This window comes from Corynebacterium macclintockiae (assembly GCF_027570165.1).
GTDB lineage: Bacteria > Actinomycetota > Actinomycetes > Mycobacteriales > Mycobacteriaceae > Corynebacterium > Corynebacterium macclintockiae.
In genome coordinates this window covers 135,595-159,200 of the sequence record NZ_JAKMUV010000004.1, presented here as the reverse complement: position 1 = coordinate 159,200, position 23,606 = coordinate 135,595, and the positions used below count along the sequence as shown (strand labels likewise).

Annotated in this window: 18 protein-coding genes, 1 pseudogene and 1 riboswitch; of the genes and pseudogenes, 10 read left to right on the top strand and 9 right to left on the bottom strand. The window is 63.2% G+C overall.

What is annotated here, in order from left to right; genetic code table 11:
- Nucleotides 1–12: 12 nt before the first annotated feature.
- The 3 genes from L8U58_RS05535 to L8U58_RS05525 all read right to left on the bottom strand — a co-directional run bounded on the left by L8U58_RS05535 (nt 13) and on the right by L8U58_RS05525 (nt 3,633).
- A complete protein-coding gene (locus L8U58_RS05535) occupies nt 13–1,191 on the bottom strand; it encodes an FAD-binding oxidoreductase (protein WP_269954874.1) in 1,179 nt (392 codons plus the stop codon).
- A gap of 105 nt (nt 1,192–1,296) precedes the next feature.
- The gene (locus tag L8U58_RS05530) at nt 1,297–2,403 is read right to left on the bottom strand and encodes a CaiB/BaiF CoA transferase family protein (RefSeq protein ID WP_034981666.1); all 1,107 of its coding nucleotides are present in this window, start codon (nt 2,401–2,403) and stop codon (nt 1,297–1,299) included.
- A 63-nt stretch (nt 2,404–2,466) separates the two neighbouring features.
- Complete coding sequence (locus L8U58_RS05525; protein WP_269954873.1) at nt 2,467–3,633, bottom strand: acyl-CoA dehydrogenase family protein; 1,167 nt, start codon at nt 3,631–3,633, stop codon at nt 2,467–2,469.
- A 150-nt stretch (nt 3,634–3,783) separates the two neighbouring features.
- On the opposite strand from L8U58_RS05525, the gene L8U58_RS05520 reads away from it, so the two are divergent.
- Entirely contained in the window at nt 3,784–4,557 is a 774-nt protein-coding gene (locus L8U58_RS05520) for an IclR family transcriptional regulator (RefSeq protein ID WP_269954872.1), read from the top strand.
- Between the two features lie 4 nt (nt 4,558–4,561).
- Here the strand turns inward: L8U58_RS05520 and L8U58_RS05515 are convergent, their stop codons facing one another.
- From L8U58_RS05515 to L8U58_RS05500, 4 genes are all read right to left on the bottom strand, one after another.
- Nucleotides 4,562–5,212, bottom strand: coding sequence for a hypothetical protein (locus tag L8U58_RS05515; protein ID WP_070551272.1), 651 nt, complete (start codon nt 5,210–5,212; stop codon nt 4,562–4,564).
- A 103-nt stretch (nt 5,213–5,315) separates the two neighbouring features.
- Complete coding sequence (locus L8U58_RS05510) at nt 5,316–6,602, bottom strand: TRAP transporter large permease (protein WP_269954871.1); 1,287 nt, start codon at nt 6,600–6,602, stop codon at nt 5,316–5,318.
- A gap of 3 nt (nt 6,603–6,605) precedes the next feature.
- Entirely contained in the window at nt 6,606–7,223 is a 618-nt protein-coding gene (locus L8U58_RS05505) for a TRAP transporter small permease (RefSeq protein ID WP_034969343.1), read from the bottom strand.
- On the bottom strand, nt 7,220–8,347 hold the full coding sequence (locus tag L8U58_RS05500; RefSeq protein ID WP_034969341.1) for a TRAP transporter substrate-binding protein: 1,128 nt from the start codon (nt 8,345–8,347) through the stop codon (nt 7,220–7,222). Before L8U58_RS05500 ends, L8U58_RS05505 begins: the two co-directional genes overlap by 4 nt.
- A 260-nt stretch (nt 8,348–8,607) precedes the next feature.
- Here L8U58_RS05500 and clpB point away from each other — a divergent pair, with 260 nt between their 5' ends.
- Complete coding sequence (gene clpB, locus L8U58_RS05495; RefSeq protein ID WP_269954870.1) at nt 8,608–11,271, top strand: ATP-dependent chaperone ClpB; 2,664 nt, start codon at nt 8,608–8,610, stop codon at nt 11,269–11,271.
- A 593-nt stretch (nt 11,272–11,864) separates the two neighbouring features.
- On the opposite strand, the gene L8U58_RS05490 is transcribed toward clpB, so the two are convergent.
- Complete coding sequence (locus tag L8U58_RS05490) at nt 11,865–12,242, bottom strand: DUF4333 domain-containing protein (RefSeq protein ID WP_034969335.1); 378 nt, start codon at nt 12,240–12,242, stop codon at nt 11,865–11,867.
- A gap of 318 nt (nt 12,243–12,560) precedes the next feature.
- Between L8U58_RS05490 and L8U58_RS05485 the strand changes: the two are divergent.
- From L8U58_RS05485 to L8U58_RS05470, 4 genes and pseudogenes are all read left to right on the top strand, one after another.
- A pseudogene (locus L8U58_RS05485) lies at nt 12,561–13,912 on the top strand (sodium/glutamate symporter).
- Nucleotides 13,913–13,932: 20 nt separating this feature from the next.
- Entirely contained in the window at nt 13,933–14,820 is an 888-nt protein-coding gene (locus L8U58_RS05480; protein ID WP_187401855.1) for a sulfurtransferase, read from the top strand.
- Nucleotides 14,821–14,831: 11 nt separating this feature from the next.
- Nucleotides 14,832–15,314, top strand: coding sequence for a PTS glucose transporter subunit IIA (locus tag L8U58_RS05475; RefSeq protein WP_034971642.1), 483 nt, complete (start codon nt 14,832–14,834; stop codon nt 15,312–15,314).
- Nucleotides 15,315–15,347: 33 nt separating this feature from the next.
- Entirely contained in the window at nt 15,348–15,806 is a 459-nt protein-coding gene (locus L8U58_RS05470) for a hypothetical protein (protein WP_035007566.1), read from the top strand.
- Nucleotides 15,807–15,843: 37 nt separating this feature from the next.
- Here the strand turns inward: L8U58_RS05470 and L8U58_RS05465 are convergent, their stop codons facing one another.
- The gene (locus L8U58_RS05465; protein WP_269954869.1) at nt 15,844–16,752 is read right to left on the bottom strand and encodes an SDR family oxidoreductase; all 909 of its coding nucleotides are present in this window, start codon (nt 16,750–16,752) and stop codon (nt 15,844–15,846) included.
- Nucleotides 16,753–16,979: 227 nt separating this feature from the next.
- Nucleotides 16,980–17,089: riboswitch (glycine riboswitch) on the top strand.
- A gap of 48 nt (nt 17,090–17,137) precedes the next feature.
- Here L8U58_RS05465 and gcvP point away from each other — a divergent pair.
- From gcvP to L8U58_RS05445, 4 genes are all read left to right on the top strand, one after another.
- The gene (gcvP, locus tag L8U58_RS05460; protein WP_269954868.1) at nt 17,138–20,113 is read left to right on the top strand and encodes an aminomethyl-transferring glycine dehydrogenase; all 2,976 of its coding nucleotides are present in this window, start codon (nt 17,138–17,140) and stop codon (nt 20,111–20,113) included.
- Between the two features lie 48 nt (nt 20,114–20,161).
- A complete protein-coding gene (gcvT, locus tag L8U58_RS05455) occupies nt 20,162–21,331 on the top strand; it encodes a glycine cleavage system aminomethyltransferase GcvT (protein ID WP_035007564.1) in 1,170 nt (389 codons plus the stop codon).
- Nucleotides 21,332–21,422: 91 nt separating this feature from the next.
- A complete protein-coding gene (gene gcvH / locus L8U58_RS05450; protein ID WP_034974814.1) occupies nt 21,423–21,806 on the top strand; it encodes a glycine cleavage system protein GcvH in 384 nt (127 codons plus the stop codon).
- 25 nt (nt 21,807–21,831) lie between these two features.
- Nucleotides 21,832–23,583, top strand: coding sequence for a type III secretion system chaperone family protein (locus tag L8U58_RS05445; RefSeq protein ID WP_269954867.1), 1,752 nt, complete (start codon nt 21,832–21,834; stop codon nt 23,581–23,583).
- The last annotated feature ends 23 nt before the right edge of the window (nt 23,584–23,606 follow it).

The window sequence follows — 23,606 nt, the reverse complement described above, 5'->3', positions numbered from 1 at the left end:
GCGTTGGTACGGCTAACTGTGAGGCACGTCGAAGCGTAGCTGGTCGCGGTCCGCGCCGGCGCGGAGGAAAGCCTCCACTGTGTGCTGCTTCATCTGCGGTCCGCCGGTGATCAGCACCTCGGCATCGCGCCACGCGCCACGTTCGGCGGCCACATCGCCCACCAACCCCCGCGCCGTGTAAGCATCGAAACCCTCCGGGGTGGGCGCGTTATCCTCCACCACCAGGTACAGGTCCAGCCAATCGAAGGCATCCTCGAAGCCCAACAGGCCCTTCCACTCGTAGAGCTCCTCCGGGTTCTGCGCCCCGAAGAAAAGCTGCACCATCGGCGGGCGTTCCCCCGACTGGACCAGCTCCAGCAGAATCGCCCGCACCGGCGCCAGACCCGTGGAACCCGCCACCATCACCACCGGCTTGTTGCCCGAAATCTGCAGTTCGCCGTACGGGTTAGCCACCACCCATTGCTCTCCGACCTGCGTGTTCTCCACGATTCCCCGCGAGAATGGCCCGATCGCGCGCACGTGAAACTCCACCAAACCGTCCTCGTTATAAGGAATCGCCGGCGAAAGCGCCCGCCACATTTGCGGAGTATGTGGCGTACGCACCTCCACATGCTGGCCCGACCAATACGGCAACGGCGGATCCATCTGCACGCGGATGACCGCGATGGCGTCACAAGGATGCAGCACCTCGAGCACCTGCGCGGCCGAAGTCGCAGGCACCGCGGCCTCTTCGTCCTCGATCGCGCCGTAGGCAAGCAGGCTACAGCCGAGGTTGATTGTGTCGCTGAGCTTTTTTGTGACGCCGATATGCTCCCCCACAGCCTCCACCAACGCGGACTCAAGCGCCGCATAATGCTCTGCGGCCACGCCGAACTTGCGGAAGTCTTTGCCGGTGGCGACCAGGAACTCTCCCTGGGCGGGCGCGAATTCGCCGCCGTGAGTGATGCCGCGCAGGATGAAGCGGATGGTGCGATCCAGGTAGGCCTCGTCCAGTTCCATCGTCTCCGAGAAGCTAGGGGAGGGGTTGCTGTACTCGGCGTCCGCGGGGTGGGGAAAGTGGACGACCGTGGGGGTCAGGTGCATGTCGTGCAGCTTGGTCCGAGTGAGTTCGACCAGGTCGTGGCGATGTTCTTCGATGAGCGCGAGCAACTCTGCGAAGGTGTATTCCTCGGAAGAAGAGTGGCGTGCCACGGGCTCGAAGTCTCCTTGTTCTGCAGGGGCGGGCTGAGGCAACCGGGTGAGGGGCCGGTTGGTTGCTCCTCATTGTCGCACCCGAACCTGTGAATAGAAACTTTCCTATTGAAAAGCCTGGTTGCCGAGCTGCTGTGGGGCGGTGTGGTATTCGATCGGAGTCTCCGAGAAGTTGATGGGATTGCGGACACTGCGCATGCCCTCGATCTCCACGATCGGATCCAGGCCTAAGGATTCTGCGAACTCGAAGGCCTGCCTGATGTTGTTTACAGGGCCTGCGGGCACCCCGGCGGCGCGCAGTTTCTGGAACCATTCCTGGGCGCCGGCCCGCGCCAGCGCACCCTCGATGATCTCAGCCAACTCGGCACGGTGGGCGACGCGGTCGCTGTTGGTGGTGAAGCGGGCGTCATCAATTAAGTCCTCGAGCCCCAGCACCCGACAGGTCCGGTGATACAGCGAGTCGTTGCCCGCGGCGATGGCGAGGTCGCCCTCCCGGGTTTTGAAGACCTGGTAGGGGGCGATGGACGGGTGAGTGTTGCCCATGGCCTTACCGATCACGCCCGCGCCGACGAACGCGCTGGCCTGGTTGGCCAGGGAGGACAGCAGGGTGTGCAACAGGTTGATCTCAATGTGCTGGCCCTTGCCGGTGGACGTGCGGGAATGCAGGGCGGCGAGGATTCCCATGCCCATGTGCAGGCCGGTGAGGACATCCACGAGAGCCACGCCGACCTTGACGGGGCGGCCTTCCTCGCCGTTGATGGACATGAGGCCACCGACGGCCTGCACCATCAGGTCGTAACCGCCGATGTCCGCACCCTTGCCGGAGCCAAAGCCGGAGAGGGAGGCGTAAATCAGCCCCTCGTTGTGCTGGCGGAGCGTTTCGTAGTCCAGACCCATGCGCTGCATCGTGCCGGGGCGGAAGTTCTCCACCAGGATGTCGGCCTCTTCGGCGATGCGGCGGGCCTGCTGGCGGCCCTCTTCGGTGGAGAGGTCGATTTCCACGGACTTCTTGTTGCGGTTCACACCGGCGAAGTAGGTGGACATGCCCTGCGCGTTGACGGGCGGCGCCCACGAGCGAGTGTCATCGCCGACGCCAGGGCGCTCAATCTTGATGACCTGTGCGCCCATGTCTGCCAGCATCATGGTCGCGTAAGGGCCGGCCAGGACGCGGGAGAAATCGGCCACGACGATGCCTTCGAGGGGGGAACCCATGTGTGCCTTTCTGGTTGGGAGCGGGGCGGGGAGTGGGTTGGGGTAGGGGCTGGGCTGCTTGGCTTAGCGGAATGCGCCCTTGCCGGTAAGGGCCTGGCCGATGATTAGCTGGTGCATCTCGGCGGTGCCCTCGTAGGTCAGCACGGACTCCAGGTTGTTGGCGTGGCGCAACGGCGAGTACTCCAAGGTGATGCCGGAAGCACCCAGCAGGGTGCGGCACTCGCGGGCGATCTCCAGGGCCACACGGGTGGAGTTCAGCTTGCCGACGGAAACCTGGTGCGGGGCGAGCTCGCCCTTATCCTTCAGGCGGCCGAGCTGCAGGGCCAGCAGGACGGACTTGTTGAGCTCGACGGACATGTTGGCCAGCTTCGCCTGGGTGAGCTGGTAACTGGACAGAGACTTGCCGAACACCTCACGGGTCTGGGTGTACTCGATGGCGGTTTCCAGGCTGTCGCGGGCAGCGCCCAGGGCGCCCCAGATGATGCCGTAGCGGGCTTCGTTCAGGCAGGTCAGCGGGCCGCGGAGGGTGTCGATCTTCGGTAGGCGCTGGGAATCCGACACGCGGCAGTTATCCAGCACGATCTCGCCGGTGATGGAGGCGCGCAACGAGAGCTTCTTGTGGATCTCCGGGGCGGTGAAACCTTCCATGCCCTTTTCCAGGATGAAGCCAGCGAAGCCATCCGCGGTGCGGGCCCACACGACAGCCACGTCGGCGACGGGGGAGTTGGTGATCCACATCTTGGTGCCGTTGAGGACCCACTGGTCGCCGTCGCGGGTTGCGCGCGTCTTCATGGACGCCGGGTCGGAACCGGCATCGGGTTCCGTCAGGCCGAAGCAGCCCAGGTACTCGCCGGCGGCCATCTTCGGCAGATACTTTTCCTTCTGCTCCTCGGAGCCCCAGTGGTGGATGGCGAACATGGCCAGGGAGCCCTGGACGGAGACGAAGGAGCGCAGGCCCGAATCCACTGCTTCGATTTCCATGCAGGCCAGGCCGTAGGCGACGGCGGAGGCGCCGGGGCACTCGTAGCCTTCCAGGTGCATGCCCAGTGCGCCGAGCTGTCCGAACTGCGGGCCGAGCTCCTTGGCGGGCAGGGTGCCTTTGTCGAACCACTCCTGCACGTTGGGCTTGAGGGATTTGTTGGCGAAGTCCGCCATGGCTTCTTGGAGCATGCGCTCTTCGTCGGAGAGCAGGCTGTTGAAGGAGGTGAGATCCAGCGGGGAGGAAGTCATGCCAGTCAGTTCCTTACGTATATAAGTATTTCAATACTGATTTGCGTACCTATGAGTGTAGGGGAAGTAGTTTCGTTCCGAAAGGCTTTCGCGGAAACTTCCTCTAAGATCGTCATAGTTAGCTGCCGCCCCAAGCCGAAAGGACCCCCGATGCCCGACGCGCCCCACCCCGAGTTCGCGCCACGGTTCCCCTTTCCTGTCGACCAACAGCCCGGTAGGTCCCACCACCGCACCGTAGACCGTATTGCGGACATCCTGGAGTTCGTGGCCCGCAACCCGCAGCCGCGTGGACTCACGGATATTTCCAAGGCGATCGGCGCGCCGGTAAGTTCCACCCAATCCCTGGTGAATGGCCTGGTCGCAGCCGGATACCTGGAGGAACGGGATAAAGCCTTCCGGCTGGGGCTGGCCCCGTACCTGCTGAGCACCCTCGCCGGTAGTCGCCCCGTGGATCAGGTCACCCACGAGATGCTGGAAGACGTGGTTGAAGAGACGGGCTATATCGCCGTGTTGGCGTCATTGGTAGGCGACAATGTTTACTACCTCGACTACGCGCTGTCGGACCCCGAGTTCGAGTACCTGGCGCAGAACCGTCTGCAGCGCCCGCCGCTCGAAACGTCGGCAGGGTGGGTGATCCTCTCCGGGCTGGGTCACGAGCAGGTCTGGGGGATTCTGGCTGCGTCCGAGAGCTCGCAGGAGACCATCAATAAGTTCCAGCGCTGGTACCCAGACATGCGCGCGACCGGCGAATGCGTGGCCCCCGGCGTGGCTTTGAACGGTGCGGATGGTGTGGCCGTGCGCGTCGAGAGCCAGGGGGTGGCGGTGGCCTCGGTGTCCGTCATTGCCTCGACCGAGCAGATCGCGCGCGACGCGGATCGGATTATTGAGGTTTTAAGACGCCACAGCGCCCGCTGGAACCGTTAGCAGCTTAAGCTGAGTTCGTCGTTGAAGAAGTGGCGGTGATTCGCCAGTCCTCTCCCTGGGGGAGGGTGTGCAAGATGGTTTCAAAGGCGCTGGAGATTAGTGCGGGGCGAAAGCTTTCCGCGTAGTACGCCTCCTTGGAAACCTCTTTTCCACCGGAGAATGCGGTGATCTTCCCTCGTTGCTTCATGTGGTGACGAGAGATGGTCTGTTCGAGCGATTTGACGGAGCTGGCCCAAGGTTCGTCCTGTTCATATGCGTTGACGCTTCGCTCGCAAGCGGAGATAGCTTCGATATCGGAAACTGAAGGTATGCCGAAGTCGGAAATCGCGCTCATACTGATGGAGTGGAGAGCTGAGAGCGCGGAACTTGGCAATGCGGAGTCCCACACGGCAAATAACGGGCGAAGAGGGAAGCGATCCTCTTTCGATCGCACGGTTAAGTGTGCGCGAATAGTCTGCAGATCTTCAATAGTGTCGTGGGTAGCATCATTAATTTCCCAAAGGCTAAGAGGGATTACCTTTCCGTCGGAATCGCCGGTGTAGGAAAAACCCAGGGATAATTCGGCCCAGCGAAACCGGTCGAAAAAGAGGTCGGGATCCACATTCTCTTCGGTGAAGGTGGATGCTTGCAGGATAATGTAGCGATCTTTGTGCATGGGCTAAACGCTAATGGATGTTCTGCAGGTTGAACAGGTTTTGAGCACTAGGCGTTCTCTAGCGCTTTGGAGAGGAACGCTGTATCCGACGGGCGCGCCCAGCCTAAGCGGCTAACTCCGGCACCCACAGCACCAGCTCGGGCCACAGCAGGAAGGCCAGGGCGATAACCAGCATGATCACGACGTAGGGGAATGCTCCCTTGAACACGATCATCGGGTTTATACGCACGGCCTTGGAGACGACGAACACGTTCAGGCCCATGGGCGGGGTGACCATGCCGGTCTCGGCCAGCAGCACGATGAAGATACCAAACCAGACTGGATCGTAGCCCAGTGATTCGACAATGGGCAGAGTAACCGGCACGGTTAGGGCGATAATGGCGATTTGATCCATGAAGAACCCCAGGATCAGGTACACCGCGCCGATCAGAGCCATGATCACCAGCGGGTGCAGGGAGGACTCGCCGATAGCGCTGACCAGCTTCGGGGTGACACGCGTTTCGGTGAGGAAGTGGCCCAGCACGTGCGCGGACATGATGATGGCGAAGATCATGCCGGTGGTCTTCACCGTCTCCAGCACAGTTTCGCCGAACTTCTTGGTATCCCAGCGGCCTTTCGCGATCACTAGGATCAGCGCGGCCAGCACGCCCAGGGCGGCGGCCTCTGTGGGCGTGGCGATGCCGGTGAAGATGGAGCCGACCACCGCCAGGAAGATCAGCAGCAGTGGGGAAGACTTCAGCAGCTGCATGCCCTTTTCCTTGAAAGGAACCGGCTCGCCCTGCGGGGCACGGGAGCGGTCCTTCAGGAAGCCGATGTACATCACCAGCACCAGACCCATGGCTACTACCAGGCCGGGGAAGAAGCCCGCGACCAGCACGTCGCCCACGGGAGCCTCCGCGGTGATTGCGTAGAAGACCAAGATGATCGACGGCGGGATCATCGCCGCCAGCGTGCCGACCACTGCAACCAGGCCGGTGGCGGTGCCCTTGTGGTAGCCCTCCTCGATCATGCGGGTGGAGGAAGTCTGCGCCAGCGTGGCCGCAGCGGCGGTGGAAGAACCCGAGACGGCTGCAAACGCGGTGCCCGCGCCGATGGAGGCGATGGCGGTACCTCCGGGGATGCGGCCGACGAGCGCCTTGGCGGCGTCAAAAATAGAACCCAAAAGACCAGACATCAACATCAGCTGCGCCATCAGAATAAAGAGCGGCACGGCGGACAAAGAGTTGGAACGCACGGCGGCGAACGGCGAGGTCTCCATGGTGGCGATGGCCAGCTCGACTCCGCCGAGGACGATGAGTCCGACCGTGGCCGTGCCGAAGATGGCGAAGCTGACGGGGACGCGCAGGATAATCAGCGCGACCAGCAGCACAACGATAGTAAGCGCAAGCATGGTTTAAACCTCTTCCTCGCCGGGGTCATAGTCGGTGTAGGGGCGATCCCACGGGGTGATCACTTCGCGCACGAAGTCCAACGCAGCGACGAAGGCGCACAAGGCGGCGGCGATGGGCACGATCACCCGGTAGGTCCAGTCTGGAGTGGCCAGGTCGGCCATGCCGGGCAACGTGGCGTGGCCCAGCGAGAACGCCATGTAGGTCTGATTCCATCCGCCGATGACGACGAAAATCATGGTGATCACAACAGAAATGTGGATCAGCAGCAGGATGGTCTTCTGCATTCGCAGCGGAAACCTGGTGAACAGCGACTCCACGGCGATGTGTGTGCCGGTGCGGTACGTGGTGACCAGCCCGAAGAACGCGGTGATCGGCAAAAGGTAGCGCTCGGTGACGGAGATGTTCCATCCGAGCGGAGAGCTGAAGAACTCGCGCGCTACGATCTCCGCCAAAGTAACCAGGGCTAGGCCCAGGATGGCCCCGCCTGCGATCCAGGCGCACACCGCGGAGACCATGTTTTGGATCTTGTCGAAGCCCGGGTGGTCCTCGGTGTGGTAGCCGTATTTGCTGCGCTCGGCGGTGCCGTGGTGGCCAGGGTGGACGAAGTTGCTGCTGGTCATGGCTGCTGCTCCTTTGCTTCCGCACGGGCTTTTGGATTAGTGACGCCCGCACCGGCGCGACCAGCATGGCGCTTCAGCGCGTCCTTGAAGTCGTCGACGACCCGCCGGGCGGGGTGCCCCTTGGACTCTGCGACCTGGATCCACTTATCCAGGACAGGTTGGGAAATGTTCTTCCACTCCTTGGCCGTTTTGCCGTCGGTGACGTCGTAGAAGCGCACGCCGGCTTCCTTCATCTTCTTCACCGACTTTTCGCGTGCTGCGTTGAGTTCTTCGCAGACGGACTGTTGCGATTTATCCGCCGAGTCGGTCAGTGCCTTCTTCTGCTGGTCGTTCAGACGGTTCCAGGTATCCAGGTTGATGCCGTAGAAGAAGGTAAAGTTGCCCTGCTGGGCACCGTAGGTGCTGGCGTGAACCACGTCTTCCAGGCCGTAGGGGGTGATGGAGATCGGGCTGGCCAGAGTGCCTTCGACGGTGCCGCGGGACATTGCCTCGTACATGTCGCCGATGGGCATGCCCACGCCTGCTGCGCCGATTTCGTCGATCACACGGTCCAGTGCGCCGCCGGTAGAACGGAGTACTGCGCCCTTGAAACTATTGGGGTGGGAGGGGTCCTTGCCCGCCGTCATGGCTTCGTATCCGGGGATGGAGCCGGTCCATAGAGGCATGAACTTCATGGGCTTGAGCTCTTCTTCATAGAGGACGCCCCCTGGTTTCACCAGGTCACGTAGGGCATAGGCGGTCACACAGGCGTCGGAGCTGAAACCTGGAAGGTCGCCCACGCTACTGAGTGGGAAGCTGGAGCTGACATAGGAGGGGGAGATGACTGCGAGGTCGACCACGCCGCTGCGTACGACGGAGGGGATGTCGGCCTGCTTGCCCATCTGTCCGGAGGCGAAGTACTCGATTTTTACCGAGGGATCCTTGTCGATCCTGTCGAGGAAGGGTTTGGTGCCGCCCTTGCCGACGGGGTGGGTGAGGGAGTAGCTGTCCGCCATTTTCAATTCGGCGGTGCTACCGGGGGCGTATGGTTCCGTTGAGGTGGAGCAGGCGGACAGTGCGTAGGGGAGGGCAGCCACCATGGCGGCTGCGGAGATAGTGGAAGTGATCCGGCGGAGTTTGAACATGGTCCCTTCACTCTCTCGTTACAGATATAAGTAATGAGTTTCCGATTTGGATAACTACATGGTGCCTCCCGGAGTGTGTGGTGCGGTAGCTTTTGGGGGGAAAAGTAGATTTGGGGGTGATTATGTGGGGTAAATCACACCGATATACGTAAATTGAGCGGAATAGACTCAAGGTTGTGGTGGTTGAGTGAGGTGTACTCAAGTAAAGTCGGGGGCGTGCAAGCGCGACCGGCAAGAAGCCGTAGGAGGTAGATGTAGAAATGACGAGCTTCAACCCCACCACAAAGACCCAGTCTGCGATGCAGGCTGCACTCCAGGATGCCTCCGCCAAGGGCAACCCGGATATCCGCCCGGCGCATCTGCTTGTTGCGCTGCTCGAGCAGGAAGATTCCATCGCCCTGCCCGTACTGCAGGCCGCTGGCGTACAACCGCAGGTCATCGCCACCAAAGCTAAGAACCTGGTCGCTGGATACCCCCAGGCCACCGGCAGCGAGATGGCGAACCCACAGTTCAACCGTGACGCACTGAACGCACTGACAGCAGCGCAGGAGCTAGCTGAGCAGCTGGGCGATACCTACGTTTCCACCGAGGTGCTGCTGGCCGGCATCGCCAAGGGGAGTTCCGACGCGGCCAAGGTGATGCACGAGGCAGGCGCCACCTTCGAGGCCATCCGCGGCGCTTTCGAATCCGTCCGCGGCAACCGAAAGGTCACCACCGAGGAGCCGGAAGGCCAGTTCCAGGCGCTGGAGAAGTACTCCACCGACCTGACTGCACGCGCCCGCGAAGGCAAAATCGACCCCGTCATCGGACGTGACCAGGAGATCCGGCGAGTCGTCCAGGTACTTTCCCGTCGCACGAAGAATAACCCTGTGCTCATTGGAGAGCCTGGCGTCGGTAAAACAGCAATCGTCGAAGGCCTGGCCCGCCGCATCGTCGCTGGCGATGTGCCCGAGTCCCTGCGTGGCAAGAAGCTCATCAGCCTGGATCTGGGCTCCATGGTCGCCGGCGCGAAATACCGCGGCGAATTCGAGGAGCGGCTGAAGGCTGTGCTGGACGAGATCAAGGAGGCCGATGGCGAAGTCATCACCTTCATCGACGAACTGCACACCATCGTCGGTGCCGGTGCAGGCGGCGATTCCGCGATGGACGCGGGCAACATGATCAAGCCGCTGCTGGCCCGCGGCGAGCTGCGACTGGTCGGCGCGACGACGCTGGACGAGTACCGCAAGTACATCGAAAAGGACGCCGCGCTGGAGCGCCGCTTCCAGCAGGTCTACGTCGGGGAGCCGACGACGGAGGACACGATCGGTATTCTGCGTGGCCTGAAGGAGCGCTACGAAGTACACCACGGCGTGCGCATCCAGGACTCCGCGCTGGTGGCAGCCGCGACCTTGTCGGACCGCTACATCACCAGCCGCTTCCTGCCGGATAAGGCGATTGACCTGGTGGACGAGGCTGCGTCTCGACTGCGTATGGAGATCGACTCGCGCCCCGAGGAGATCGACAACGTGGAGCGCGTCGTCCGCCGCCTCGAGATCGAAGAGATGGCGCTGGCGAAGGAAACCGACGCTGCGTCGAAGGACCGCCTCGAGCGCCTGCGCAGCGAGCTGGCCGACGAGAAGGAAAAGCTGGCCGGCCTGACCGCGCGCTGGGAAAACGAAAAGGGCAGCATTGATAGCTTGCGCGAGCTGAAGGAAGAGCTGGATAACCTGCGTCGCGAATCCGAGATCGCTGAGCGCGAGGGCGACTTCGCCAAGGTTGCCGAACTGCGCTACGGCCACATCCCGGACGTGGAGAAGAAGCTGGCTGAGGCTGAGGAGACCGTGGCCGAGCAGCAGGAAGGCATGATGCTGACTGAGGAGGTCACGCCGGATACGATCGCCGACGTGGTGTCCGCCTGGACCGGCGTGCCCGCGGGCAAGATGCTGCAGGGCGAGACCGAGAAGCTGCTGAACATGGAGCTTGTGCTGGGTGGCCGCGTAGTTGGCCAGAACAGTGCGGTCGACGCGGTGTCCGATGCGGTGCGCCGTGCGCGCGCCGGGGTAGCGGATCCGAACCGCCCGACCGGTTCCTTCCTGTTCCTGGGCCCGACGGGCGTGGGTAAGACGGAGCTGGCGAAAGCTCTGGCCGACTTCCTCTTCGACGACGAGACCGCCATGGTGCGCATCGACATGTCGGAGTACGGCGAGAAGCACTCCGTCGCCCGCCTGGTCGGTGCCCCTCCGGGATACGTTGGCTACGACGCTGGTGGTCAGCTGACCGAGGCAGTCCGGCGCCGCCCATACACAGTGGTGCTGTTCGACGAGGTGGAGAAGGCTCACCCGGACGTGTTCGACGTGCTGCTGCAGGTGCTGGACGAAGGTCGCCTGACCGACGGCCAGGGTAGGACCGTGGATTTCCGCAACACGATCCTGATCCTGACCTCGAACCTTGGCGCCGGCGGCACCGACGAGGAAGTCATGGAGGCTGTGAAGCGCGCCTTCAAGCCGGAGTTCATCAACCGACTGGATGACGTGCTGCTCTTCGAGCCCCTGTCGTCTGACCAGCTGAAATCCATCGTGTCTATCCAGGTGGGCGCTCTGGCAGAGCGCCTTGCGGCCCGTCGTTTGATCCTGGATGTTACTGATGACGCCCAGTCGTGGCTGGCAGAGCACGGCTACGATCCTGCCTACGGCGCCCGGCCGCTACGCCGCCTGATCCAGAAGGCGATCGGCGACCAGCTGGCCAAGAAGCTACTGGCCGGCGAGGTGCGCGATGGCGACACGGTGCGCGTGGACGTTGACCGCAGCGGCGAGGCTGGTGTGGCTGGTGGTGGTGCTGGTGTGGCTGGCGTGGCTGGCGGTGGTGCTGGTGTGGCTGGCGGTAGTGCTGGCGCTCCGGGGTTGGCCATCACTTCCCTGGGAGCCACCGACGGCGAGGCCTAATGACTGGTTATTAGCCTCTGACCTGCGCAAACGTCCCACCTGTTTCGGGTGGGGCGTTTTGCTCTGTTTTGGCAGAAGAGGCTTGTGGGGGGTGGCGGGGTAGAGGGGTGCAGAGGGGTGTGGAGGAGGTGCGGAGGGGTGTGGAGGAGGAGAATGTCGTTAGAACGGGAATGCGTCGGCGCCGTCGCTGGCTCTCTAGAATCCAAAACCTTCTGACCTGCACTTATGTGGTAATAAAAATGGACCCCACTAACGTATTCCCGTTCTAGCGACATCTGCGGGTAAAGAAGTCCGATCTAGCGACATCTGCAGGCGTGCATGGGGGATTGGCGTCCAGGCTGTGTCGAACTGGTCCCAAGTTGGACGCCTCGGTGGGGTTAAGTGTCGGAAAAGTTGCAAAATGCTCGGAGGCGTACCGGCAAGAAGGACCTGAAAGCTCCCTGACCTGCATATTTACATTAATGACAAGTTATGCCAATAGCGTTCTGCAACTTTTCCGACATTTACCAAAGGTGGAGTGCGGTTCCGGAGGGGTGAGGTGTGGGGCGGTGAGGCGGCGGGGTTGGGGGCTAATTGGCGCGTGGTGACTGGGATTAGTCCACGTGGTCAGCGACCTCGACGTTGTAGTGGACGTTGTCGCCATCAACGGAGTCCACGGTGACATCAACGCTGATGGAATCGCCAGAATGATGCAGCTTGCACTCTAACTTCGCGCCCTCTTCTGCCTTCAGTCCGCTAGGGCACTCGATGCGCTCGGGCTTGCGACCAACCTCTTTCTCTAGGGAATCGGAGATACCCTTCTCCACTTCTTCCTTGGCGACTTCCCGATCGCCAAGCAAGGAGCAGGCACTCAAGCCAGTGATAGCCAGCGCGCCGGTAAGGAAGGCTGCGCCGATGCGCCTCGACATGCGGGTAGAAATGCCGGCAGAAGTGCGGGAAGAAGTGCCGGCAAAGGTGCGGGTGATGTTCATGGGGTCGCGGTCTCTTTCTCTTGTTTGTGGTCAAGCATTCGTGGTGTGGGATGCCAGGCGCTGGCGTTATGTTCCTCGAGTGTGAACTGCTACACAGTCCGAACTTACCGCACACACAGCTTCAGCACCGGGGTTCGGCAAGCTCACAGCACCGGGGCTCGGCAAGCTCGCAGCACCGGGGCTCCACCAGTACCGCCGCTGGGGTGTCGGCCGGGTGGAACGAGGGGGCGTCAAGAATAAGGTGCGATAAGCTACCAGAACCAACAAGGCGCGCAGAGCAAAAAGAGAATACACACAGAATAGAAAAGGGGAGCCTGCATGGACTTTACGGTCTTTGACCTACTGATGGACGTCGGCATGATTTCGGTGCTGTTGATTATCGGTACGTTCATGAGGCGCCACTTCGAGTGGTTCCGCAACCTGCTATCCCCGCTCCGATCACCGCAGGCCTGCTAGGACTGATCTTCGGCCCGGAGGTGCTGGGGTGGATGCCGTTCTCCGGCGCGCTGGGCGATTATTCCACGGTGCTGATCGCGGTGGTGTTCGCCTCCATGCCATACAGCATGACCTTCGCCTCCAAGGATGCTTCGAAGGCGAAGAACATGTGGGTCTTCTCGACCTCCATGTTCCTGGGCCAGTGGGGGCTGTTTATCCTGCTTGGCCTGCTGCTTTTCGCTCCGGTATTCGGCACCCCGGAGTGGTTCGGCATGATGCTGCCCGTCGGTTTCGTCGGCGGATTCGGTACTGCCGCGGCCGTCGGTGGCGCGTTTGGGGATATGGGTGCGGACGCCGCCATGTCCCTGGGCTTCACCTCAGCGACCGTCGGCACGCTGGCCGCCATCATTGGTGGAATTATCTTCGCGAACTGGGGTATCCGCACAGGCCGGACGTCCACGCTGCCAGAGAAACTGCCGTGGGAGCTGCGCTCTGGCCATATCGAGGATGAGGACAAGCAGCCCTCCATTGGCCGCGCCACCACGAACCCCTCCTCGATTGAGCCGCTGGCTCTGCACGCGGGCTTCATCGTCGTGACCGTCATGTTCGCCTACATCGGCCAGCAGATCATTGGCCACTTCTTCCCGGAAGTATCGGTGCCTCTGTTCGCCCTGGCTTTTGTGGTGGGCATTGGCGGCAAGGTGTTCCTGCACGTCATTAAGCGCCCGAAGTACTTGGACCAGCAGACGGTGAAGTCCATCTCAGGCGCGTCGACGGACTTCATGATCGCCTTCGGTATCGCCTCCATTAAGCCGGACGCGGTGGCGGACTTCCTAGTGCCGCTGCTGATCCTGTTCGTCCTGGGCATTGCATACTGCTGTGTTTTCTTCTTCGTCTTCGCCCCGCTGTTCTTCGGCGACCAGTGGCTGGAGCGCGGCATCTTCGGCTGGGGCTGGGCAACCGCGGCCGTGGCCACGGGTATCGCGCTGCTGAAGATCGTGGATCCGGACCTGAAGTCCGGCACGATGAACGAATACGGCATCGCCTACGTGGGCTTCGCACCCTTTGAAATTGGCATGAACATCGTTGCCCCCATCGCCGTGATCGCCGGGTTTACCTGGGGTATCGGCGGAATCGCAACCGTCTTCGCGATAGCGGTTATCCTCTTCGCCGCTTTCCGGGGATGGTTCCCCAAACGCACCGGCAGACGGCCTGGAAAGGCATCAGCGCACTAGGGGCCCTAGACTTGGCAACTATGAGCAACTCTTCTGCGCAACAGCAGCCCGCCAGCCCCTTCGTCTCCGGTGAGGAGATGCTGGAGGCTTTCCAGCGGGGCGAACGCATGACCGTGATCGACTCGCACTGGGCGCGCACCGAAAACAGCGCCTGGGAAGCCTACGTCGGGCAGCACATCCCCGGCGCCATGTTCTGCAACCCCTTGGTGCACTTGGCCTCTATCCCGTCCCGCCACAAGGGCCGCAACCCGCTGCCCGAGCCTGAGCGACTGCAGAAGAGCTTTGATGATTGGGGCATTACGGATGGTCGCCCTGTGTACATTTATGACGCCGGCGCCAACCTCTATGCGGCTCGCGCATGGTTCATTTTCCGCTGGGCAGGCGTGCAGAACGTCCGCATCCTGGACGGCGGCACCGGCGCATGGGAGGCCGCGGGCGGGGACGTTGCCGGTGGTATCGGCGCCCTGCGCGGCCGCGGAAACGTGGAAGTTCGCCCGGGCAGCATGCCCACCCTGAACCTCGAGGAAGTGGACGAGTGGCGTGAACAGCGCATCTTGGTGGATGCCCGCGAGCGCTCCCGCTATTCCGGCCAGAAGGAACGCTTCGACCACCAGGCGGGGCGCATCCCCGGGGCAATCAACATCCCGGTCAAGGAGCTTTTCAACAATCACAGCACGCGCGATAGTAGCGCCAGTGGCCGGGTGAAGACTCCGGAGGAGATCCGCCAGATCCTCGCGGACAACGGTGTGACCAGTGGCGATGACGTGTGCGTGTACTCCGGCTCTGGGCTGCACTCCTCGCTGTTTATCGCAGCGATGGAATACGCAGGCCTGCCCGGGGCAAAGAACTTCGTCGGCGGATGGTCGCAATGGTCCGCTTCTTCCTCGCGCCCCATCGAGCGCGACTAGACTCTGCGGATATGGATCCTGTTGTGACCCCGCTGCCGGGAACCGCCACCAGTCTTTCCTCCGTACCCGATCCCGTTCTCGCCACCGGTACCATCGGTGCTGGTGTTGCGGTGATTCCGGATGCTGGCGTGGAAGTTGTGCAAGTGGTCGCGCCCGTCAGCGGGGTGGCCAGGCGGGTGGCGCCGCACATGTTCGTGATCCAGACCCAGCGCGCGGAGGGGGACGACGGCAGCGACGGCCAGCCGTCGGTTTTCATGCAACTGGGAGTGGACACGGGTCGCCTGAACGGCCAGGGCTTCGACCTGCACATCCAAGAGGGCGACATCGTCCGCCAAGGCACTCCCATATGTACGTACACCCCCAGGGAATTGGGCCGGATGGGGTTCGACCCGATAGTGATGGTGGTGGGGTTGCAGATGGGGGCGTCCGAAATAAAAGTAGACGTGATCCCCGGCGAACCAGTTATGGGCGGCGACAACCTGTTCTGGGTGTAGGGGACGCACAAGGCACAATGGTATAAACGCACAATGGCGCGTAGGTTTCTAAGCTTCTTTTCGGTCGTTGGCATGCTGCTGGGGATGTCCCGTGCGGTGGATCTGCTGACCCCGCAGCAGCTGCAGATTGTCGCTGGAATTTACTTCGCGCTACTAGTGGCGCTGCAGGCCTGGCCACTGTTCACAACGCAGCGCGGCAACTATGGGCACCGGCGGCACCCGGTGAACCGCATGTACACCTGGCTGGGCAGCATCGGTCTGGCCGGCACGCTGCTGCTGGCGCTGGTTTTCTACGCGTATTCTTCGATCTGGTTGATCACTCTGGCGGGGTCGTTGATGTTTACGGGCATCGTCGGGGCGGGGGTGTTGGCGTTCTTCGCTACGCCGTGGAACGACTGGTCAACCCGCCGCGGCTTTGCCGATGAGGAAGACCCCTACGCCCGTGAGGACGAGCCCGTGAAGGACGTGTGGGATAACTCGTTTAGCGCCTAGGGGGCGGGCTCGGGGCTGGCGGGTTACGGGCGGGCTTCTACAGTCCGTGCTTCCGGTTGATCAGCCAGTGCATCGCTGCGGTCGGCAGCACGCGCGAGAGAGGGAAAACCACCGGCGCCATTGAGCCCGTCGCGTACAAGGGTTTCGGGCGCGCGGCGGTGATGGGCTTGAGGATTTCCTCGGCCACGCGCTCGGCGGAGATGCCGTTGGCCTCGTTGTTATCCAGGTTCTTCAGCATGGTGGTGAACTCCGCGCCATAGGGGCCGTCCAGGTCGACGTATTTTGTGCGCCGGGCGGACAGTCCGGTGTTGATGGATCCGGGTTCGACGACGGAGATGCCCACCCCGTACGGCCGTACCTCGCGCCGGGCGGCGAATGCGAAGCCCTTGATTGCGGCCTTTGAGGCGACGTAGCTGCTGCGGTAGGCCAGCGGGAAGCTGCCTAGCATCGAGCCGACCATGACGATGCGCCCGGCCCCCCGTTGCCGCATTTCCGGAAGGATTTTCTTTGTGACGCCAACCTGTCCCAGCACGTTGATCTCAAACAGACGGTGCAGGGCATCGTCGGGGAGCTCCTCCAGGGGGCCGGATTGGCTTTCGCCTGCGTTGTTAACCAGCACGGTGGGCGGGCCGAAGCGGAGGGCGCTGGCGGCGAACTCGTCGATGCTGGCGGGGTCGGCGAGGTCGAGGGGGAGGTAGTCCACCCCGTCGACGGGGTCGGTGATGGTGTCGGGGTTGCGGCTGGTGCCGATGATGCGGTCGGGGGCGTAGGAGTGGGCGCCGGTGTGGGTGCTGGAACGGGCGCCGGTGTGGGTGCTGGCTTTGAGCTGGGCAAGGGCGGCGACGGTCGCGCGACCGATGCCGGAGGAGGCCCCGGTGACAATCGCCACGCCACCGTTGACGGCGGGTAGGGAGGTGTGGGGAAGGAAGCTAGGAAGTTTTGCCATGCTCAATATTTTGGCGGCTGTGGTGGGGGTATGTTGCCGGAATGCGATTTTCCTCATTGTCTGGATTCTTTAGTGATCCGCCACACGACCGCTATGATGTGGGAGAAAACTGCATATACTTTTGCCGCTTTTAGCTGTGGTGGGAGAGGCCCGGCGCCCGACGCGCGCCGGCCGCCGACGGAGCAATTCCTCCCCGGGACACTCTCAGGCCCCAAGTACCGTCGCAGTGAGGCAACTCTGGAAAGACCTGCGCGCAGTCGTGTGCACGCGGGCGCCGAAGGAGAAAAGCCGGGTTTCCCGGGTGAAGCTCTCAGGCACAAGCGACAGAGTGGGGAGGGCTCCCTTTAACGACCGTGCACTTACGACCGGAAAGTCCCTAAAAGCCATGTCAACTGCAGCTACTCGCCGCAATTCCGCCCCCTTCGTCCAGCGCCACATTGGCCCGAACCAGGCTGATACCCAGGAGATCCTGTCTTACCTGGGCTACGAATCCACCGCCGCGCTGGCTGACGATGCCCTGCCGAAGTCCATCCGCCAGGCCGACCCGATCGGCCTGCCGGACGCTCTGGATGAGACGGACACCCTGGCCGCCCTGCGCGCTTTCGCTGATAAGAACGTGCAGAAGCAGCAGCTGATCGGCAATGGCTACTACGATACGATCACCCCGGCCGTGATCCGCCGCAACGTGGTGGAGAACCCGGGCTGGTACACGGCCTACACCCCCTACCAGCCGGAGATTTCCCAGGGCCGCCTCGAGGCTCTGCTGAACTTCCAGACGATGGTGCAGGACCTGACCGGTCTGCCGGTCGCCGGTGCCTCGCTGCTGGACGAGGCCACCGCTGTGGCCGAGGCCGTGCAGTTGATGGCCCGCGGCAATGCGAAGGCCTTCAAGAAGGGCGGCGCGGTGCTGCTGGATTCCTCCCTGCACCAGCAGTCCATCACCGTCACTCTGGCGCGCGCCGAAGCCGCGGGCATTCCGGTGGAGGTCGTTGACCTGGACGGCGACAACGACAATGACACTGACGGCAATAGCGCTGGCGCCGTGTTCGAAAACTACGAAAACCCGGTTGGCGTGGTGCTGTCCAACCCGGGCTCCACGGGTCGCGTGCGCGACCTGTCCAGCCTGATCTCAGCAGCAAAGGAGACCGGCGCCCTGGTAACGGTCGCCTGCGACCTTCTGGCCCAGGTGCTGCTGACCTCCCCGGGCTCCCAGGGCGCGGACATCGCCGTCGGCTCCGCTCAGCGCTTCGGCGTGCCACTGTTCTTCGGCGGCCCGCACGCCGGCTTCATCTCCTGCACCGAGGCGCTGCAGCGTAAGCTGCCGGGCCGCATCGTGGGCGTATCCGTGGATGCCGAGGGCACCCCGGCCTACCGCCTGGCCCTGCAGACCCGCGAGCAGCACATTCGCCGCGACAAGGCCACCAGTAACATCTGCACCGCCCAGGCTCTGCTGGCCGTCGTCGCCGGTTTCTACGCGGTCTGGCACGGTCCGGCCGGCCTGCGCGCCATCGCCGAGGGTATCCACGCTCGCGCGACCGCCCTGGCCGTCGGTCTGTCCGAGGCTGGCCTGACGCTGGCGCACGACACATTCTTCGACACCGTCACCGTTGACGTGTCTGGTTCTTCTCTTGGGGACGCCCCTTCGGCTCTGCGCGCTGCAGCCGAGGCAGGCTACAACCTGCGCCAGGTTAACGATTCCTTCGTCGGCATCTCTGTCGGCGAGTCCACCACGGACGAGGACATCGCCAAGCTGATTGAGGTTCTGGGATCCCGCACCGGCGAGGTCACCTCCGCAGGCTTTGACATCACCGCCGGCCCGCTGGCCGAGGCTGGCGTGCTGCGCCCGGCTGACGAGGAGATCCTGACCCACCCGATCTTCACCTCCATCGACTCCGAGACCCAGATGATGCGCTACATGCGCAAGCTGGCTGACCGCGACCTGGCGCTGGATCGCACGATGATCCCGCTGGGCTCCTGCACCATGAAGCTGAACGCGGCCGTCTCTATGGAGCCGATCACCTGGCCGGGCTTCGCGGGCATCCATCCGCAGGTCCCGGCCGAGCAGGCCCAGGGCTGGCTGGAGCTCATCGAGGATCTGGAGGAGCGCCTGGCGAAGATCACCGGCTACGCCAAGGTCTCCGTCCAGCCGAATGCGGGCTCCCAGGGCGAGTTCGCGGGTCTGCTGGCGATTCACCGCTACCACCAGTCCCGTGGCGATGACCAGCGCGATATCGTTCTGATCCCGGCTTCCGCCCACGGCACCAACGCTGCCTCCGCCGCACTCGCCGGCCTGAAGGTTGTGGCCGTGAAGAACGCCGAGGATGGCTCCATCGACGTGCCGGACCTGGAAGCGAAGCTGTCGAAGTACGGCGATCAGACCGCCGCCATCATGCTGACCTACCCCTCCACCCACGGCGTGTTCGAGGAGCAGGTCCGCGACGTCTGCCAGAAGGTGCACGAGGCCGGCGGCCAGGTGTACGTCGACGGCGCTAACCTGAACGCCCTGGTCGGCCTGGCCCAGCCGGGCGAGTTCGGCGGCGACGTATCCCACCTGAACCTGCACAAGACCTTCACCATCCCGCACGGCGGTGGTGGCCCGGGCGTTGGCCCGGTCTGTGTTGCCGAGCACCTGATCCCGTTCCTGCCGACCGACCCGAACGCCGATGTGGTTGAGGGCGACGCCGCACTGCAGACCGGCCAGCCGGTCTCCGGCGCCCGGTACGGCTCCGCTGGCGTGCTGCCGATCACCTGGTCCTACATCGCCCTGATGGGTGACGAGGGGCTGACCGAGGCCTCCCGCATGGCGCTAGTGAACGCCAACTACGTTTCCCGCAAGCTGGAGGAGTACTTCCCCACGCTGTACAAGGGCGACACCGGCCTAGTGGCCCACGAGTGCATCCTGGATCTGCGCGAGCTGACGAAGGCCTCCGGCATCACCGCCGAGGACGTGTCCAAGCGCCTGATGGACTTCGGTTTCCACGCCCCGACCCTGGCCTTCCCCGTCGCCGGCACCCTCATGGTTGAACCGACGGAATCGGAGGACAAGGAAGAGCTGGACCGCTTCATCGAGGCGATGATCACCATCCACGGCGAGATCCAGGAGGTTATCGACGGCAAGGTCACCGCCGAGCAGTCCGTTCTGCGCCACGCGCCGTTTACCGCTTATTCTGTTGTGCGGGACGACTTCGAGGAAGCTGTATCCGGTGGACACTTCAGCCGCGCTAAGGCCGCCTACCCGGTGGCAAGCTTGCGGCACACCAAGTACTTCACCCCCGTGCGTCGTATCGACAATGCCTATGGCGACCGCAATCTCGTGTGCACCTGCCCGCCCCTGGAAGACTTCGCGATCAACGAAGACTAGGGATAGCTGGAGCTGAGGGCGTCACAAAGAGAAGAAGGAGAGCAAGAGATGACCGAACTTAAAAAGACCGCGCTGTATGGCGTGCACCAGAAGCTAGATGCGCGCTTCACCGACTTCGGCGGTTGGGACATGCCGCTGAAGTACGGCAGTGAGCTCGACGAGCACCACGCGGTGCGCAACGCCGTGGGCGTATTCGACCTATCCCACATGGGCGAAGTTCGCGTGACCGGCCCGCAGGCGGCGGAGTACCTGGACCACGCGCTGATCTCCAAGCTGTCGGCAGTGAAGATCGGCAAGGCGAAGTACTCGATGATCTGCACCGAATCCGGCGGCATCATCGACGACCTGATCACCTACCGCTTGGGCGAGAACGAGTTTCTGATCGTGCCCAACGCGGGCAACGTCGACAACGTGGTTTCCGCACTGCAGAGCCGTACCGATGGCTTTGAGGTAGAGATCAACAACGAGTCCGATCAGACCTCCATGATCGCCGTGCAGGGTCCGAAGGCAGCAGCGGCGATGCTGGAGATCGTGGAAAACGTGGTGGAGGCTCCCGAGGCCTCCGGCGCTGGCGAGACCGTCGCCGAGGCCATCGAGGGGCTGGGTTACTACGCGGCATTCAAGGGAATCGCCGCAGGTCAGCCCGTGCTGGTGGCGCGCACCGGCTACACCGGCGAGGACGGCTTCGAGCTGATCGTGGACAACGACGGTGCGGAGGCCGTGTGGACCAAGGCGATGGATCAGGCCGCGCAGCTGGGTGGCCTGCCGTGTGGCCTGGCGTGCCGCGACACCCTGCGCCTGGAGGCCGGCATGCCGCTGTACGGCAACGAGCTGTCGCTGAAGCTCAATCCTGTTGATGCAGGCCTGGGGATTCTTGCGGCGACGAAGTCCAAGGACTCTTTCGTGGGGCGGGACGCCATCGTCTCCGCCAAAGACAAGGGCACCGAGCAGACCCTGATCGGGCTGACTGGCGAAGGTCGCCGTGCTGCCCGTGGCGGATACGAAGTGTTCGCAGCGGACGGCGAGAAGGCCATCGGCACCGTAACCTCCGGCGCGCTGTCGCCGACGCTGGGCCACCCGGTGGCCATGGCATATGTATCGAAGTCCGCCGTGAACTCCGGCGCCGCTGCCGAGGGCGCGACGGTGGAAGTGGATATCCGCGGAAAGCGCTACGAATACAAGGTAGTGGCGCTGCCGTTCTACTCGCGCGAGAAGTAAGCGCGAGAAGTAACCAAAAGGGGAGTCTGCCCGCTGGTGTATGGTTTGGGCAGATAACTACAGAAAATTTTTAAACGAGAGGCTAAAGAAAATGACTGCACTGCCAACTGACTTCCTGTATTCCGAGGAGCACGAGTGGGTTAACACCTCCGCTGTCGTGGAGGGTGAGACCGTGCGCGTGGGCATCACCCACATCGCTACTGAGGCTCTGGGCGACATCGTCTTCGTCGAACTGCCCGAGGTCGGTACCGAGGTTGAGGCCGGTGAGGCCTTCGGCGAGGTTGAGTCCACCAAGTCCGTCTCTGACATCTACGCACCGGTTTCCGGCGAGGTCGTCGCTGTTAACGAGGCTCTGGAAGACAACGCAGGCCTGATCAACGAGGATCCCTACGGCGAGGGCTGGCTGTACGAGGTTAAGGTGACCGAGGCAGGCGAGCTGATGGACGCCGAGGCTTACCAGGCGGCCAACGAATAAAAACCCTCTCCGTATTCCGTAGTTTATGGTCGGTTCCATTGTCGCTTTGATCGTCGGCTTGGCCCTGCTGGGTCTTGCCGTGTGGTTGCTGCTGCGCGCAAAAGCTGCTGGGGATCCCTCCGTTGAGGGGCTCGAGCCGCCCGCGCATGCCGAGCATTCCGCCGAAGGCAATGCTGACTACTACCCGGGCGCTGACTACGAGCCCGAGGGGGAGGACGGCGCTGCGTTTGATGGCGCCGAGTTTGACGGCGCTGCGTTTGATGACGCCGAGTATGACGGCGCTGCGTTTGATGACACCGACGCCGAATATGACGATGGCGACTACGCCGAGTACGAGGGTGGGGAGTACGAAGAATACGACGGCGCTGCGTTTGATGGCGCCGAGTATGACGGCACCGACTATGAGGGCGACCTCGAAGATAACGCTGAGCCCGAAGAAGCTGGATCAGAGGTAGTCGCAGCCACGCCCGCGTCCACGTCCGGGATGGCGGGTTTCGGTTTTCCCCGGAGGCGGCGTCGTCAATGGGCGATCGACAACGGCTTCGAATACACGAAGGAAGACAGCGAGCTGGCGCGCGCCTGGCCCGTCGCCATCACCGGCGCGCAGCACGGCCGCGTGCCTATGCTGCGAGAGGTTGTCAGCGGATTCGTCGACGGCCACCAGGTGCACATTGGCGACATGGGATCCTCCACGCTCATGGCGATGCGTCGGGTGGAGGAATCCCCAGTTCAGGTGCTGTATTCCGCGGGAAGTGCGCAGCCCGCAGGGATGCGCCGAACCGACTTGCTAGACCAGCCGCCGTTCGCCGCATACACCACCGACGTCCGCGCTCTGGACCGCATGCTGGACGCCCGCGTGGAAGATGCCCTCGCCGCCTTGTCGCAGGTAGCCACCGACGTGGCATGGGGACAGAACTGGACCGTCGTGCGCGTATCTCGCAAGCTGGATTTCCACGTGTGGGAGGCGATCTTGCCACGGCTGCGCTCCCTGGTGGATGCAGCGATGGTGCTGCCCCCGGCACAGACAAGCGCCCCGCTGGAGATGCTCTACGCCGACCAGCTGCGCCCCCAGCCCGGTGGACCACTGCAGATGCACACCGACGATCCTCTGAACCAGGAGGAGATCGAGGAACAGGCCGCCGAGACGTCCTCCCGTCGCGCGCACCTGCGGGCCGTTCCGGATGGTGCCGAGGATGCGGAAGGTAGTGACGCCCACGCGTCCGCCGCTGGCGAAGGTTCAGGCGCGCAGACCGGGCAAGCTGGAGCTGGGCAAGCCGGGCAGGCTGGGCGCGCAGAGCGCAGCGAGGAAGCCGCCGCGCACGCCGAAGTGCCGAACCCAGAGCGCCCCGACATCACCCGGCCCGCCGAGCCAGTGGCTTTCCCCTCCCGCGCCCATGCGCGCTGGGAAGGTGGCGATACGGGCAGCTTCGACAGCTTTGCCGTGGGAGATTACGACGATGCGGACGACGACGTGCACGCAGGACGCAGACGCCGCCGCGACGGAGGCATCCCCCGCCTGGGCGAAGACCCGGAGCACATGAGCGCGCATGCCTCCCAATATGCGCAGGTCATCCGCGATGACGCGGAAGAGGCCACCATTTTCGAGGAAGTCGAGGAAACCAAGTCCACCGCAATTCGACTGTCTCCTGTGACGCAGCGTCGGCGGAGCGGTGGGCGTCATCGCGCACCAGAGGCACGCCACGCCCGCCCCGAACCCATCGAACCGATCGAGTACGAAACCGTCGACGGCGAGGTCGTCGAAGACGACCAGCAGTAAGCCCCACCGGGGCAAAGACAACG